Raw genomic sequence first — 15,677 nt, forward strand, 5'->3', positions numbered from 1 at the left:
TATGTTGAAAAATTATGAAAGACCCTTTAAAGAACAACCTAAAGGAAGAAAGGCATCTCCTCTACTTAAGGCAGTAAGTCCCCATGACAATAAGGTATTAGCCTCTATAGGAGAGGCTATAAATAGGAGTGGACTTAAAGATGGTATGACCATATCCTTTCACCATCACTTTAGAAATGGAGATTATATATTAAACAATATAGTAAAAATCATTGATGAATTAGGATTTAAGAATATTACATTGGCACCAAGTTCACTATCAACTGTTAATTCTGAAATAATACCCTATATTGAAAATGGAACCATAACTAAAATACATACGAGTGGAGTAAGGGGTAAATTAGCAGAGGCCATATCTAATGGAGCACTAGAGGAGCCTGTTATGATACGCTCCCATGGAGGAAGGGCAAGAGCTATAGAAAGTGGAGACATAAAAATTCATGTAGCTTTTTTAGGAGCACCATCCTGTGATGAATATGGAAATGCTTCAGGAAAAGGATCCCATACCACATGCGGTTCATTAGGTTATGCTAAGGTGGATGCTAAGCACGCAGATTGTGTGATTATAATAACTGATGACTTAGTACCCTATCCAAATATGCCTGCTAGTATATTTCAAACAGATGTGGATTATGTAGTTAAGATAGATGAAATAGGAGACCCTATGGGAATTGCATCAGGGGCTACTAGATATACTAAAAATCCTAAGGAATTATTAATAGCTAAAAGAGCAAGTGAAGTTATAAAGAACTCAGGATATTTTAAAGATGGATTTTCTTTTCAAACGGGATCTGGAGGAATTTCATTAGCTGTGGCTAGATTCCTAAAGGAATATATGAAGGAAAGTGACATAAGAGCTAAGTTTGCCTTAGGTGGAATAACTAAACCTATGGTAGAAATGCATGAAGAAAGATATATAGAGAATCTATTTGATGTACAGACCTTTGATTTAGCGGCTTGTGAATCCATATTGAAAAACGAAAAACATTATGAAATAGATGCATCCCAATATGCTAATCCTCACAATAAGGGATGTGTGGCAAATAAATTAGATATTGTCATATTAAGTGCCCTAGAAATTGATAAGGACTTTAATGTAAATGTGATTACAGGTTCTGATGGAGTCATAATGGGAGCGTCAGGTGGGCATTGTGATACGGCAGCAGGTTCTAAAATGAGTGTAATAGTGGCTCCGCTTATTAGGGGAAGAATACCTACGGTAGTAGATAAGGTAAATACCATAATAACTCCAGGAGAGACTGTAGATGTACTAGTAACAGATAGGGGAGTAGTAGTTAACCCTAATAGGACAGATTTAATAGAAAGATTAAAGAATGCTTCTATAAATCTAGTGACTATGGAGTATTTAAAGGATGAAGCCCAAAAGTTAGTAGGGAAGCCTAAAGAAATAGAATATGATGATAAAATTGTGGCTCTTGTAGAGTATAGGGATGGAACTATTATAGATGTGATAAAGAAGGTAAAGTAATGGAAAATAGAAATCTTAAGAGTATTTTAGAGGCAAAGGAAAAACGTTTTCTTTATCAAAGGGGCTTATTAGATAAATATAAAAGCACTATAATATCTTTTAAATTAAATATACCTGGTCCTGATAAAAGGATAGATGTGAGCAAGGTCATATTTACCATAGGCATAGATCATTTAAAAGAAATACTTAAAAGGGAAGACATATTTATAAAGTCTTATGTGGAACTTGATTTAAGTACGGGCTATGAAGCTCTATTAGTAGTAGATAGGTATCCTACTTTTATCAAATGCCTGTGTATGGAAGTCGAAGAGGAAACCCCTTTAGGTCGAATATATGACTTTGATGTTATAGATAAAAATGGAGAGTCTGTTAGTAGAAAATCTCTAGGCAAAGGGGAACGAAAATGTTTTATGTGTGAAAATCTAGTATGGGAGTGTTCAAGAAATAGAACCCATAGTGTGCCAGCTATGATAAACCATATTAGAGATTTATATAATAATTATTTAAAAAAGTATAAGGGAGGAAAATTAACATGTTGAAAAAGAAAGTTTTAGCAGCACTTATGGCCACTACTTTGTTAGTGACGGGGATGCTAACAGGTTGTGGAGCTAAAAGTACACAGACAGATACGGCAGAGGCTTCTAAAGACAAATATCCAAAAGGAAAGATGGAATTTATTGCACCAGGTGGAGCAGGTGGTGGCTGGGATTTAACTATTAGAACTACTGCTAAGACTCTAAAGGATGCTAACTTAGTATCTGTACCAATGCCTATTACTAATAAGCCTGGAGGCGGTGGAGCTGTAAACTTAGCTTACATGCAAACTAAAGATGGGTCAGATAGTTTGATTTCTGTATATTCTCCACCACTATTATTAACTAACTTAAATGGATCTACAGAGTATAGCTATAAAAATACTACCCCTATAGCTAGATTAATTACAGATTATGGTGCTTTTGTAGTTCCTAAGGATTCACCATATAACAGTATGAGTGATGTAATAGATTCTCTTAAAAAGGATATTAAAAGCGTAAAAATTGGTGGTAACTCCTCAGCTGGTAGTATGGACCATATTCAATTTTTAATGGTTGCAAAGGCTGCAGGGATTGAAAACATAAAGGATATAGATTACATTAGTTTCCAAGATGGCGCAGCTACAGCTCAATTATTAGGTGGTCATGTGGCATTACTTTCTACAGGATTAGGTGATGTGGAACAGTTATTAAAGAGTGGAGATGTAAAGGTACTAGCTCAAACATCATCAAAGCGTGTAGGAGAAGGTGTAATGGCAGAAATTCCTACAGTTAAGGAACAGGGAATTGATGTGGTATTTGAAAACTGGAGAGGTCTATTTGGAGCACCAAATATGCCAGAGCATGCAGTAGATTATTGGAGAGAGACTCTATCAAAAATGGTTGAAACCCCTGAATGGGAAGAAGCATGCAAAAAAAATGGTTGGGATAAGGCTTATTTAGATAAGGATGACTTTGAAGAGTTCTTAGGTAAGGTAAATGAAGATTACAAAGGTGTATTATCAGATATAGGAATGTTAAAGAAGTAATTGATTATGGGACGGTTATCTAGATAACCGTCCTAAATAAAAAGGTGGTGTAGATTTGAGTAATAAAAAAAGTAATATGGATTTTAATTTTTTAACGGCAGTAATTGTCCTTTTATTTGGAATTATATACTCCCTTAGAGCCTATAGCCTTCCTAGAGCCAGTATAGGAAGTCCAATGGCTCCTTCCATATATCCTCTTTTATTAGGAGGAAGTATGATAGTTTTAGGATTAATCTTATTAATGAAAAGTAGTTTACAAAAAACCAAAGAATCCATAAAAGAAGTTATGACAAAAGCTACTGAAAATGAGATTATTAGTAGAAAAATGATAAAAATAACTTGTATAGTTTCTATAGTATATGCTCTTTTATTTGATCATTTAGGATATATAATATCCACATTTCTCTTTTTACAGTCCATGTTATTTCTAACTAACGGAAAGAAAAAGTGGGTTATAAACACAATAGTATCTATAAGTTTTAGTATTGGTATATATGTTATATTCTCTAAGTTATTGGGAATTAGTTTACCGCCAATACCCTATTTATATATTTAAGATGGAGGTGTAGTAGTGGACGTATTACTTAGTTTGGGAAAAGGATTCTTAGTAGCATTAGAACCATATCATATATTATTAGTAACAATAGGTGGAATACTTGGAACTATTGTAGGGATGCTTCCTGGTTTAGGTCCTGCCACAGGAGTGGCTGTATTATTGCCTATTACCTTTACCATGGGACCTACAGCAGCTCTTATAACTATGACGGGTGTATACTATGGAGCCATGTTTGGAGGATCTAGGAGTTCTATACTTATAAATACTCCAGGAGATGGGGCAGCCCTTGCTGCTACCTTTGATGGGTATCCAATGGCCATGAAGGGAAAGGCCGAATCTGCTTTAGCCATATCGGCCATAGCATCCTTTATAGGAGGATTAATAGCGGCCATATTCATGGTAGTGTTAGCAAATCCTGTAGCTAGATTTGCCCTTAAATTTGGCCCTGCAGAATATTTTCTACTTATGATAGCAGCCCTATCTATGACAGCTTCCATGGCTAAGGGAAATGTGCTAAAGGGTTTTATTGCCATGGTAGTAGGTCTCATGATAGGTACAGTGGGAATAGATGCTCAATCGGGAGTAGAAAGATTTACATTTGGAATACTAGAATTACAAACGGGTATAGATTTTTTAATTGTGATTATAGGTATATATGCATTAGGAGAAGTATTTAAGAGTTTCAAAATGATAAATGAAGGAACTAAAAAAGCTCAGAAAAAATTCGGGAAGATTTGGATTAATAAAGAAGAGTGGAACAAAAGTAAAATGCCTATACTTAGAAGTGCACCCCTAGGGTTTATAATAGGAGCACTACCCGGTGCAGGTGGAACAATGGCATCTTTAATGGCCTATAATAATGAAAAACAATTGTCAAAGTATCCAGAGGAATTTGGTAAGGGAGCTATCGAAGGACTAGCTGCTCCAGAATCAGCTAATAATGCAGCTTCGGTTGGAGCTTTAATACCAATGCTGACCCTAGGTATACCTGGGTCTGGAACTACAGCTGTTATGATGGGAGCCTTACTTATGTTAGGTATTCAACCAGGACCATTATTATTTACTCAGCATCCAGATATGGCATGGGGATTAATTGCCAGTATGTTTATTGGAAATATTATATTGGCCATAATAAATATTCCACTGGCAGGATTACTAGTAAGAGTATTATCTATACCGGCTAAAATACTGTATCCTATAGTATTGACATTGGCCTTTGTAGGAACATATGCCATCTCAAACAGTGTAGTAGATTTTTATATATTAGTCATATTTGGTATAGTGGGATACTTAATGAATAAAATAAAAATGCCTACAGCACCTATGATCTTAGCAGCTATTGTAGGTAGTACAATGGAACAGTCCTTTAGGCAAGCCCTTAGAATTTCTGATGGACAAATAAGTATATTCTTTAAGTCAGGTGTGGCAATGAGTTTAATTGGAATTATAGTAATATCAATCTGTTATCCTATTTGGAAAGATTGGAGAGATTCAAAGCTGGTAGGGAAAGAAGTGGCTTAAATTTATAGGCTTATATTATTAATATAGGCCTATAAATTAATAAAAAAAGACCTATGATATAATGATTTCAGGTGATGAAAATTATGAAAAAAATTAAGAGAATTAAAGATATAGATAAATTAATGGTAGGTTTTTTAATGGTTTTATTAGGTGTATTATTACAATCCTACGGAAATTATATTGAAGTACAAAGACATGTAATTGAAAAAGAGCAACAACAATTATTAACTATTTCAAAATCCATATCAAAGAGTATAGAATTATACTTTGACTACGAAGTTGAGAAAATTAAAGGAATGCCAAAGAATATATCCTTTAGGCATGAATTTAATGAATACTTGAAATCAGATGAAGAGATTAAGGAATTTTATAGTATAGATGATTACTATATGATGAGGGAGAATGAAATTGAAGAGATACAAGTCATAAACAATGACTTTGACATAATAAAAACTTATCCTACGAATAAAGAAAATTTAAATACAAATATAAAAAGAGAATTATACAAAGTCATGGCTAGAAAAACTGCATTTATAGGTAGTGAATATATGAAGGATGGGAATTTCTATGTTAGATTGTATGAGCCCGTATTACATGAATCAAAAGTGAAATTAATTCTTTCTGTGGAAATTAGCTTAGACAAGATTTATAAAAAATTTGTTAAACCGGTTAAAGCTGGTGAGAAAGGTTATGCATCTGTAAAAAATCAAAATGGTGTTTTACTAATGCATCCTAAAAGGGAAGATATAGGGAGAGAAGTTATAAAGGCAAGAAAGGATGAGTTTCCTGATTATGACTGGTCTGAACTAGAGTCTATTGTGGAAAAACAAAAAAAGGGAGAATCAGGGGTAGGTATATACCACTCCATATGGTATCACGATAAGGAAAAAAATAGGATTAAAAAATATAGTGCATACTCACCTGCTAGAATAGGGGATGGCTTTTGGATAATAAATCTATCTATGGATTATTTAGAAGTAAGCGATTTTTTAAGTAAAAAAACTTATAAAAATAATGTTTTTAGTTTTGTGATTTTACTAATTTTTATATCCTTTATGATATATATATATAAAATAAAAAATGATAAGAAACAGCTAAAAATACAGGCTGATTTATCTACCCAATTAAATAGTTTAAATAAGGAATTGGAAAAAGATATAGAAAAGAGAAAGTTACTTGAAAAGGAACTAATAAAGAATAAGGAAAAATATGAAAGTTTATTTAATAGTGCAAGTGATTGTATATTCGTATTAAATTTAGATAACGAGGGCCTAACTACAGAGTTTTTAGAGGTGAATGATAAAGCTTGCACAAGCCTTGGGTATGATAAAAAACAATTTTCAAAAATGTCTTACTTAGATATATCTAATGAAGGAAGCGATGAAAAGTTCATGTCTATGCTTCAACTATTAAAACAAAAGAGAAATATCATATTTGAAGATACTCTTGTAACTAAGGACAATGGACATATTCCAGTAGAAATAAGTGCCCATTTATTTAAACTTGGAAATGAATATAAAATAATATTAAACTCTAGGGATATGACTAATAAGAAGGTACAAAGGGAAGCTCTAAAGAGAAGTGAGAAGAGATTTAGAAATATTATAAACAAGGTTGCAACGGGAATTTATGATGAAGATAAGGATATATTCAAGGAAAATGAAAATCCTAGGGAGTTCTCATCGGAAGAGGAAAATAAAAACCGTATGGCTCTAGAATTAGAAAAGATAAATATTGAGCTAGAGAAGATGTTTGAAAAGGAAGTAAATGAAAATCGGAGAAAAGAGGCACTTATGGTATATCAGTCTAGATTGGCAGCCATGGGAGAGATGATTGGAAATATAGCTCATCAATGGAGACAACCCTTAAGTGGACTTGGATTAATAATATCTAATATTGAAGATGCTTATTATTATAATGATTTAGATGAAAAATCTATTAGGGAATTATCTGAAAGGGGTAAGAAATTAATACTTAGAATGAATCAAACTATAGATGACTTTAGATATTTTTTCAATCCTAAAACAGAAAAAATCACTTTCTCATTAAAAGAAAATATAAAGAATACAATTGATTTCTTACAAGAACACCTAAGGCTCCATGGCATAAATCTTACTATAGACGCTAAGGAAGATGGAATGATAGATGGCCATTCTAATCAATATTCTCAGGTCATATTTAATATAGTTATAAACTCCATAGATGCTTTAGTTGAAAATAGAAAAGAAGATAGGAATATTAATATTGAAGTTTACTCAGAGGATAATAATCATGTGGTTGAAATAAAAGATAATGGTTATGGAATCCAGGAGGACCTATTAGATAAGGTCTTTGAAGCTCATTTTACTAAAAAGAATGAAAATAAGGGTACAGGCCTTGGTTTATATATGTCAAAGGTCATTATTGAAAAAAATTTTAATGGAAAGATAAAACTTTTTAATATAAAAGAAGGACTTTGTGTAAAAATAACAGTACCAAAAAGTGGGGTCGAAGATAATGAATAAGGAAGAGAATCTTTTATACAATTTAAAGGTTTTATACGTAGAAGATGAAGATATTATAAGGGAAGAGTTAAGCAGATTCATAAAGAGAAGAGTGGGCAAGCTTCAAGTTGCTAAAGACGGAGAAGAGGGAATAAAAAAATTTAATGAATATAAACCTGATATGGTAATTACAGATTTGAAGATGCCTAAACTAGACGGGATAGGAATGGCTAGTAAAATAAGAAAAGTTGATAATATATGCCCTATTATAGTTATAACAGCTCTATCAGATGTACAATCTATAATAAGTACTATAGATGTGGGAATAGATAAATATATAATAAAGCCTATAGATACAAAGGCATTAGTGGAAGCTATGGAGGCTATGGCTATAAAATTATATAAGCTAAAATCTAAAGAAAACATTATAAACGGATCAGTTCTCACAAAGGAAGAAAAAAAGGAAGTAGAAAAAAAGATAGAAAATACTATGGCAAAGTTCATTAAAGGGAGTACAGGTAAGGGACCTAAGAATGTGAAGACATTCATTCAAGGAGATATGATGACTATACAATTCTTTGAGACAAGGACCCTATATGAGAAGAATTTATTAAATAATGACGACAATACTAGAATAATTGATTATGCTAGAGAAGTATTTTTTAAAGAAAATAGGACCGTAATTGAAAATACAATAAAGGATATACTAAACCTACAAGTTGAGGTACAAGAAATTACTATTAACTCTAAATTAGATATAGATGAAATTAAAATTAGATTATATATATAGATTAATGGTAAATATAATTAATAAAGGGAATTAAAAACTATATATAGGAACAAGGGGTGATTAAATGGGAAAGGTAAAAATAACGGAAACTATTTTGAGAGATGCCCATCAATCTTTAATTGCTACAAGACTTAAAACGGAAGAAATGTTACCTATACTTGAAAAGTTGGACTCAGTGGGATATTATGCCTTAGAAATGTGGGGAGGAGCTACCTTTGATGCATCTTTACGATTTTTAAATGAGGATCCTTGGGAAAGACTTAGGACCATAAGGAAACATGTTAAAAAAACTAAATTACAAATGCTTTTAAGGGGACAAAATATACTTGGATATAAACACTATGCAGATGATGTGGTAGAGGAATTTGTTAAGAGGTCTATAAGTAATGGAATAGACATTATAAGAATATTTGACGCCCTAAACGACGTGAGAAATATTAGGGTAGCCTTAGAGACTACTAAAAGGGAAGGGGCCCATGCACAAGCTGCCATATCCTATACAATAAGTCCTGTACACACGGTTAAAACCTATATGGATTTAGCTAAAAGGATGGAATCCATGGGAGCTGACTCCATATGTATAAAAGACATGTCAGGATTACTCACTCCCTATTTGGCCTATGAATTAGTAGAGGGCCTTAAAAGTGTAGTAAATGTACCAATAGAACTACATTCCCATAGTACAAGTGGTTTAGCTAGTATGATGTATTTAAAGGGAGTAGAAGCAGGAGCTAATATTATAGATACGGCCATATCACCATTTTCATTAGGAACTAGTCAACCACCAACAGAATCTATTGTGTCAACCCTAGAGGGAACAAAGTATGATACGGGTCTAAATTTAAATGCTCTTAATGAGATAGCAGAGTATTTTGCACCAATAAGGGAAAAAGCCCTAGAGACAGGTCTTCTAAATCCTAAAGTTTTAGGTGTTAATATTAAAACTTTAACTTATCAGGTGCCAGGAGGTATGTTATCTAACCTTGTATCTCAACTAAAGGAACAAAATGCCCTAGATAAATTTGATGATGTATTAAAAGAAGTTCCTAGGGTTAGGGAAGACCTAGGGTACCCACCATTAGTAACCCCTACAAGCCAAATAGTAGGAACTCAATCTGTGTTAAATATATTAACTGGTGAAAGATATAAGATGATTCCAAAGGAAGTTAAGGAATATGTTAAAGGTATGTATGGAAAACCTACCGTACCAATTAAAGAAGAAATAATTAAAAAAATTATTGGAGATGAAAAAGTAATTACCACAAGACCAGCTGATTTAATAGATCCTCAATTAAAGTCCATAAGGGATGAAATGAAAGAGTACTTAGAACAAGAAGAAGACGTACTATCATATGCCTTATTCCCTCAAGTGGCAGAAAAATTCTTTAAATATAGAGAAGCGCAAAAATATAAAATAGATAGTGAATATGTAGATAAGAAAGAAAAGACTTCACCTGTATAAAAATATGCCCATACAAATTTGTATGGGCATATTTTTATATTTACAAAAGGTAGGTATTCTATCAAATACCCTTCCAAAAATTTGACACAGAGCCTTATCAAAAAAATCAATTTAAAACTTCAGCTAGTTCAAAAAGAACCCTATCTTTTACAGCAAAGCAGATTTTAAGTTTTTTATTTATAGATACCGGGGGGTATGCTACATAATCAAATTGTTTAATTGCTTCTTCTATACTATCTACTTGAATGGCTAAGTGCTTTTCTTTTTTAACTATCTCTGGCAAGGGTGAATCGGGCTCTGCCCAAACAAATTGAAGCTTAAATTCATGCTCGTCAGGATTTGTTACATATAATTTTATTTTTTCAACATAAGAATATGTTTTTTTTTCAATTTTGTTCTCTGTTGGGATACCTAAATGTAATAACTTCATAATAAAATTACCTCTTTTTTATATTTTTAGTCTTCTAACATAACATCTCCAAATAATTCTTCATCCGTTGGTACAACAGGAGTAAAATGTTTTGATACCCAAGTCGTATTGATTAAATGCTTCCAAGTAATGTTTTCAGAAACACTGTTTCCACCCCAAGATCCGCAGCCAAGACTTGTTGTAAATGGCATACCATTGAACCAGTTCCCTGTATTTGCAAGTGATTGACCTTGATTTACATTCATACGGCTTACCTTTGTTTTAAGTGCAAGCTGCATAATATGATCTTCATTGAATGAGTGAATACCGCAGGAGTGACCCATTCCTTGATATCTTGTTATTTCGTTTACTCTATTTACAGCTTCTTCAAAATCATTATATTTAAATATTGCTACTACTACAGAAAGTTTTTCTCCAGAGAATGGATGGTCTTTTCCAACACCATTTTCTTCAACCATGATGAATTTTCTGTCATTACCAATAGTAATAGCTGCTACATCTGCAATAGTTTGCGCAGATTGTGCGATGATTTTTGCATTTAAATGTCCGTCTACCCATACAGCATTTTGAAGTTTTTCTTTTTCTTTAGCATTCGTTAAATAACCGCCTTCTGCTTTAAGTGCTTCGATTAACTCATCATATATGCTTTCTTGAACAACCAATGAGTTTTCTGCAGAACAGCTTGTTGCAAAGTCAAAAGTTTTACTTAACATAATTTTGTGTGCAGCATCTTTGATATCAGCAGTTTCATCTACAACGATTACAGCATTACCAGCACCTACACCATAAGCTGGTGTACCAGATGAATAAGCAGATTTAACAAGTCCTGCTCCACCAGTTGCTAGAACCATATCACACTGCTTCATTAATTCATTACTAATATCCATAGTAGGTTCTTCCATTGCAATTACTAAATCTTCAGGAGCACCATATTTTTTTAGTGTTTCTCTCATTATGTTTGCAATAAAAGTATTTGTTTTCTTTGTACGAGGATGTGGAGATAATATAATGGCATTTCTTCCTTTTAATGCATGAGATACTTTAACAGTAGGTGTTGCCTCAGGATTTGTACAAGGAATTAAAGCACCAATAACCCCTACTGGTTTTGCAATTTTCATGATTTGTTTTTCTTCATCTACTTCAATTACGCCAACAGATTTTTTACCGATCATGTCGCGAAGGGCACCTTTTCCTTTTGCCATAAGTTTGTTGTATTTTCCTTCAAAGTTACCCATTCTAGATTCTTCTACAGCCAATTTAGATATTTCTTGTGCAGGACCATCCTTTACAATATTCCATACAACAGCAGCAACCAACTTATCCACTTGCTCCTGACTATAATCTTCAAGTACCTCTTGTGCTTTTCTGGCTCTTTCTACAAGTTCTGCTACATATGCTGCAGCATTTTGATTAGTTTCATTACTCATTCTAATTCCCCCTTATGTTATGTTAAAATTGAATCTATTAACGTAGTACAAGTAAATTATCTAATACTGAGTTGATAGGTTTAAAAAATTCCATAGATTATTATACTGGCATATCTATTTTTTTATTTTCCTGTAAAATAATTTGCTCTCTTGTTAAAGCGCCGTAATCACGGAAAATCCACTTAGCTCCGCCTATCAAGGCAATAATTGTAAATATTGCTATCGGAGTCGCTGTCAAAACAGCCAGAGATTGGAAGGCTGTCAATGAAGCACCGGCAAAAAGAAGACTACAAGGAATAACTGCTAACATAATAGCCCAAAATAGTTTAAACATTCTAGCAGGATGCTCTCCTTCGCACAGCCCTTTTGTTGTTGTAGCCGCTAAAGTGTAAGATGATGAATCAAGTGTTGTAGCCAAGAATACTATTGCGATTAATGCCCACACAAACAGAATAATCTTACCTAAAGGAAGCGTTAATACTAGATTTGTAATAGTTTGAGGTTGACCGTATTCAGCAAGAGAAGCAACAAGATCAAGTTCTCCGCCAAGCTGAAGGTCAAGAGTGTAACCGCCTATAGCTCCAAAATAAAGCATACATCCCGCACTTCCAGCAATTAGCATACCAAGCATTACTTGGCGCAGCGTTCTACCTCTAGAAATTCTTGTAGTAAATATCCACATCCATGGACCAAGAGCAAGCCACCAAGCCCAGTAAAATGACGTCCATCCTTCCGGGAAGCCTCCCTGATTAACAGGATCTGTCCACAAACTCATGCTAAGAAAATTATTACTCATAAATGCAATAGCATTAGTGAAAAGATTTATCTGGAAAAGGGTAGGTCCAACAGTAAGGAAGTATACAGCTAACGCGATTGCAGCATAAGCATTCCAGTCTGAAAGGTTTTTCATTCCTTTATCAAGACCTAACCATGAACTTGTCATAAATAACGCTGTAACGATTCCTATAAGAATCATACCCGTTGCTAATGTATCAGGAAGTCCGAAAAGGTTTGCAACATTATTTTGAATCATTGGGATACCTAGTACAAGGGTTGTACCGTGTCCTCCCAAAATGCCAAATACAACTATTATTTCGATAATCTTTCCAATTGGGCCTGATATTTTATCTCCCAACACGCCTTCGCAGGCTGCCGATAGAGATAGCCCTGGTTTTTTCAGGATATAAAATCTGTAGCAAAGCGGAATTGCACCAACGGCAAATAGTCCCCATGCAGTAAATGTCCAATGAAATATACCATATGTTCCTGCCAATTCATAGGCTTTTGCGCTAAAAGGTTCTGCTCCAAGAGGCGGACCAGATACATAATATAATGGCTCTACAACTGACCATAACATCATGCTTGATCCCATACCTGCACAAAACATCATTACAAGCCAGCTAAATGTATTAAATTCAGGCTTACCATTACCAAACCTAATATGCCCGTATTTCGAAAAAGAAAAGTATAAAAGATAAACAAGGCAGCCCAAACCTAACCACAAATAAAAAGGCGAGAGCACCTTTACTGTGCTGGCTTTTACGGCACCAATGGTCTCTACTGCTGAATCAGGTTTAAAAATCAACCAGGATCCAAGTAATAAAACTACAAGAAAACTTATGCTTACTGAGACAAAATCTATACTTCTTCGTATCGCTGTAGCTGTTTTATACATAAATTTTAACCTCCCTTAAATAATTTTTTCTAAAAGCAATGAATTACCTATTTTGCACGGGAAGCTTTGACAGCGCTTCCCGTGTAAATGTGTTATAGAAGTTTACTCTAGTATAACTCCTGTTTTTTCCTTGAAGTATTCTTTATTAATCTTCATTCCAAGTCCGGGTTCGTCACTTCCAGCAACAGTTCCATCAATAATTTCAGGATCATCTATAGTTAGGTTATTAATTAATTCACCCGGCCAGAAATCTCTATGTAAATATTCTGGGTACATAGCAGTTCGACTAGCCATTCCAAAATGACGTATTGCTGCTGCGGTTATTCCTGTTGCCCAACCATGAGGCATTAGTTGAACATTATAATTATCGCAAAGTTCTTGAATTCTCATTATAGCTGTAAGTCCTCCAGCTCTGTTGTAGTCAAGCTGAATAGCTGAAATATTTGTATTTTTTACCCATTCCATAATTTCGTAATGAGTGGTCATCATTTCGCATGCGCCTATTCTGGTCGATACTGCATTAGCAAGTTTTTTGTGTCCTTCAAGATCATCATGCTGCAAAACTGCCTCAGCAAGATAAATATCAGCATCTTCAAGCTTGTTAAGAGTCCAGCGAGCAGCCTGCCAATCATTCCAACGATAAAGGAAATCTACTAGAAGTTTTACATCATCACCAAGTTGTTTTCTAAGTGTTTTAATATATCGGACAACTTCTTTGTCATCGTGAAGTGAAATAACACCTGGAGACAAGCATACTTTAACAGCTTTACATTTTCTCTCTCTGGCTTTTGCGGTCAATGGTTCATACAATCTAAGATAATCATCTACTGTAGGATGTTCGATGTTATGGGACGGATAAAGAGTAAAATATGGTGCTACAACATCCCGATGTTTACCTCCTAAAAGTTTATATACTGGAAGGTTATGCTGTTTGCCCGCAAGGTCATATAATGCCATATCTATGCCGGACATGGCAAATATTCCAACACCCCTTGAGCCTATCCATTTACTTTTGTCATACATTTCATCCCAAATTGCTTTAAATTCCATTGGGTCTCTTCCGATAGCTACTTCACAAATATTTGTAAGCTGAAAATGTTCTGTTTCAAGTTCACCGTAGGCTTTTATTACACTAGGAGAACCATCAGCCTCTCCTATGCCGTATAACCCGTTTTCATCAGTAACTTTGACAACAGTTGTGTTTTCACTCCAGCCTGATGCTGGAACATCTAATTTAATGAATTCAATAGATTTAATGTTGTTTCCCATAATTCATTTCCCCCTAACTTGAAATTATTATTAATCAACAAACTAAAGATAAACCAAAGATTTAAGGTTTTTCCCTATAATTTACCTCCTTATATCCTGGAATTTTTATTAACCAACAAACGTTTTCCCCTATGACGCACCTCCTTTCAATGGCTGCCTAGCAGTTATCCAACATACAAGCCTTGTTTTCTTAATAAACAAGAAAACAGGCAACCATAAATTTGAGTAGTGTCTTCAAAAAAGCTATAAGCGTCTCCTAAGTTAATTAACTTTTATCCCCCTGTTTTTGTATATATTCTTTGCGTTTTCAATTCGCTCGGCGGTAGGCGGCTCAGTATCTTTTAACGCATACTCAATGCCGAGTTTTTCATATTTGCTAAGAGCAAGCTTATGAAAAGGCAATATTTCAACTTTTTCAACATTTTTTAAGCTAGAAACATAGTCCGCGTGTTTTTCTATCAGATCATCACGGTCTGTTATTCCAGGTACCAGAACATAACGTATCCACACAGATATACCTTGCTCGGATAAGTACTCGGCAAAATCAAGCGTCGGCTGGAGAGGCTGCCCTGTAAGTGATTTATGTATATCAGGGTCAATACATTTCACATCCAGTAACACCATATCCGTATAGGTAAGCGCCGCTTTTACTTCGTCTGTAAGGCAGCCCCCCCCTGTATCAATGGCAGTATGTATTCTCTCCGCTTTACAAAGTTTAAAAAATTCCTTTATAAATGTTGGCTGCAACAAAGGTTCTCCTCCGGAAATAGTTACCCCACCTTTTTTATAAAAAACTTTAAATTTTTCCATTTTTCCAAAGACCTGTTCCGGACTTAACATAAAAGAGGCAGCACCCAAGTCAAAGGTATCAGGATTGTGGCAGTAAAGACATCTGAATTTGCACCCCTGCATAAAAATCACAAACCTTATACCCGGACCATCAACAGTTCCAAAACTTTCAAAAGAATGTATTTTTCCTATTATCGAAGCTTTTTCATCAAATTTCATAAAATA

General features: G+C 34.2%; 13 protein-coding genes. 8 read left to right on the plus strand and 5 right to left on the minus strand.

Annotation, left to right across the window (positions count from 1 at the left end; genetic code table 11):
* The first annotated feature begins 1 nt into the window (after position 1).
* The 8 genes from citF (at position 2) to CCE28_RS17555 (ending at position 9,862) form a co-directional block, all read left to right on the plus strand.
* The gene (citF, locus tag CCE28_RS17520) at positions 2–1,489 is read left to right on the plus strand and encodes a citrate lyase subunit alpha (RefSeq protein WP_095135022.1); all 1,488 of its coding nucleotides are present in this window, start codon (positions 2–4) and stop codon (positions 1,487–1,489) included.
* A complete protein-coding gene (gene citX, locus CCE28_RS17525) occupies positions 1,489–2,028 on the plus strand; it encodes a citrate lyase holo-[acyl-carrier protein] synthase (RefSeq protein ID WP_095135023.1) in 540 nt (179 codons plus the stop codon). The genes citF and citX overlap by 1 nt, the downstream gene beginning before the upstream one ends.
* Complete coding sequence (locus CCE28_RS17530) at positions 2,022–3,050, plus strand: Bug family tripartite tricarboxylate transporter substrate binding protein (protein ID WP_095135024.1); 1,029 nt, start codon at positions 2,022–2,024, stop codon at positions 3,048–3,050. The genes citX and CCE28_RS17530 overlap by 7 nt, the downstream gene beginning before the upstream one ends.
* A 55-nt stretch (positions 3,051–3,105) precedes the next feature.
* Positions 3,106–3,606 (plus strand): tripartite tricarboxylate transporter TctB family protein, encoded by a 501-nt coding sequence (locus tag CCE28_RS17535; RefSeq protein WP_095135025.1) that lies wholly within the window; start codon positions 3,106–3,108, stop codon positions 3,604–3,606.
* Positions 3,607–3,621: 15 nt separating this feature from the next.
* A complete protein-coding gene (locus tag CCE28_RS17540; protein WP_095135026.1) occupies positions 3,622–5,127 on the plus strand; it encodes a tripartite tricarboxylate transporter permease in 1,506 nt (501 codons plus the stop codon).
* A gap of 83 nt (positions 5,128–5,210) precedes the next feature.
* Positions 5,211–7,631 carry an ATP-binding protein gene (locus CCE28_RS17545; protein WP_176461899.1) on the plus strand — a complete coding sequence of 807 codons (2,421 nt, stop codon included), beginning with the start codon at positions 5,211–5,213 and terminating at the stop codon, positions 7,629–7,631.
* The gene (locus CCE28_RS17550; RefSeq protein WP_095135028.1) at positions 7,624–8,400 is read left to right on the plus strand and encodes a Na-translocating system protein MpsC family protein; all 777 of its coding nucleotides are present in this window, start codon (positions 7,624–7,626) and stop codon (positions 8,398–8,400) included. Before CCE28_RS17545 ends, CCE28_RS17550 begins: the two co-directional genes overlap by 8 nt.
* 64 nt (positions 8,401–8,464) lie before the next feature.
* The gene (locus CCE28_RS17555; RefSeq protein ID WP_095135029.1) at positions 8,465–9,862 is read left to right on the plus strand and encodes an oxaloacetate decarboxylase subunit alpha; all 1,398 of its coding nucleotides are present in this window, start codon (positions 8,465–8,467) and stop codon (positions 9,860–9,862) included.
* Positions 9,863–9,968: 106 nt separating this feature from the next.
* Here the strand turns inward: CCE28_RS17555 and CCE28_RS17560 are convergent, their stop codons facing one another.
* The 5 genes from CCE28_RS17560 to pflA form a co-directional block, all read right to left on the minus strand.
* Positions 9,969–10,292: a hypothetical protein gene (locus CCE28_RS17560; protein ID WP_095135030.1), complete on the minus strand. Its 324-nt coding sequence runs from the start codon at positions 10,290–10,292 to the stop codon at positions 9,969–9,971.
* A 26-nt stretch (positions 10,293–10,318) separates the two neighbouring features.
* On the minus strand, positions 10,319–11,719 hold the full coding sequence (locus CCE28_RS17565) for an aldehyde dehydrogenase family protein (RefSeq protein ID WP_095135031.1): 1,401 nt from the start codon (positions 11,717–11,719) through the stop codon (positions 10,319–10,321).
* A 100-nt stretch (positions 11,720–11,819) separates the two neighbouring features.
* Positions 11,820–13,394 carry a BCCT family transporter gene (locus CCE28_RS17570; RefSeq protein ID WP_095135032.1) on the minus strand — a complete coding sequence of 525 codons (1,575 nt, stop codon included), beginning with the start codon at positions 13,392–13,394 and terminating at the stop codon, positions 11,820–11,822.
* A 102-nt stretch (positions 13,395–13,496) separates the two neighbouring features.
* Positions 13,497–14,663, minus strand: coding sequence for a mandelate racemase/muconate lactonizing enzyme family protein (locus tag CCE28_RS17575; RefSeq protein WP_095135033.1), 1,167 nt, complete (start codon positions 14,661–14,663; stop codon positions 13,497–13,499).
* A gap of 261 nt (positions 14,664–14,924) precedes the next feature.
* Complete coding sequence (gene pflA / locus CCE28_RS17580; RefSeq protein ID WP_207652924.1) at positions 14,925–15,671, minus strand: pyruvate formate-lyase-activating protein; 747 nt, start codon at positions 15,669–15,671, stop codon at positions 14,925–14,927.
* Between the last annotated feature and the right edge of the window lie 6 nt (positions 15,672–15,677).

The organism is Anaeromicrobium sediminis (genome assembly GCF_002270055.1).
Taxonomy (GTDB): Bacteria; Bacillota; Clostridia; order Peptostreptococcales; family Thermotaleaceae; genus Anaeromicrobium; species Anaeromicrobium sediminis.

Excerpts from the sequence above, each read along its gene's own strand:
- citX (WP_095135023.1), top strand. The coding sequence starts at position 1,489 with ATGGAAAATAGAAATCTTAAGAGTATTTTAGAGGCAAAGGAAAAACGT.
- CCE28_RS17560 (WP_095135030.1), bottom strand. The coding sequence starts at position 10,292 with ATGAAGTTATTACATTTAGGTATCCCAACAGAGAACAAAATTGAAAAA.
- CCE28_RS17570 (WP_095135032.1), bottom strand. The coding sequence starts at position 13,394 with ATGTATAAAACAGCTACAGCGATACGAAGAAGTATAGATTTTGTCTCA.
- CCE28_RS17545 (WP_176461899.1), top strand. The coding sequence starts at position 5,211 with ATGAAAAAAATTAAGAGAATTAAAGATATAGATAAATTAATGGTAGGT.
- CCE28_RS17555 (WP_095135029.1), top strand. The coding sequence starts at position 8,465 with ATGGGAAAGGTAAAAATAACGGAAACTATTTTGAGAGATGCCCATCAA.
- CCE28_RS17530 (WP_095135024.1), top strand. The coding sequence starts at position 2,022 with ATGTTGAAAAAGAAAGTTTTAGCAGCACTTATGGCCACTACTTTGTTA.
- CCE28_RS17565 (WP_095135031.1), bottom strand. The coding sequence starts at position 11,719 with ATGAGTAATGAAACTAATCAAAATGCTGCAGCATATGTAGCAGAACTT.
- CCE28_RS17575 (WP_095135033.1), bottom strand. The coding sequence starts at position 14,663 with ATGGGAAACAACATTAAATCTATTGAATTCATTAAATTAGATGTTCCA.
- pflA (WP_207652924.1), bottom strand. The coding sequence starts at position 15,671 with ATGAAATTTGATGAAAAAGCTTCGATAATAGGAAAAATACATTCTTTT.
- citF (WP_095135022.1), top strand. The coding sequence starts at position 2 with ATGTTGAAAAATTATGAAAGACCCTTTAAAGAACAACCTAAAGGAAGA.
- CCE28_RS17550 (WP_095135028.1), top strand. The coding sequence starts at position 7,624 with ATGAATAAGGAAGAGAATCTTTTATACAATTTAAAGGTTTTATACGTA.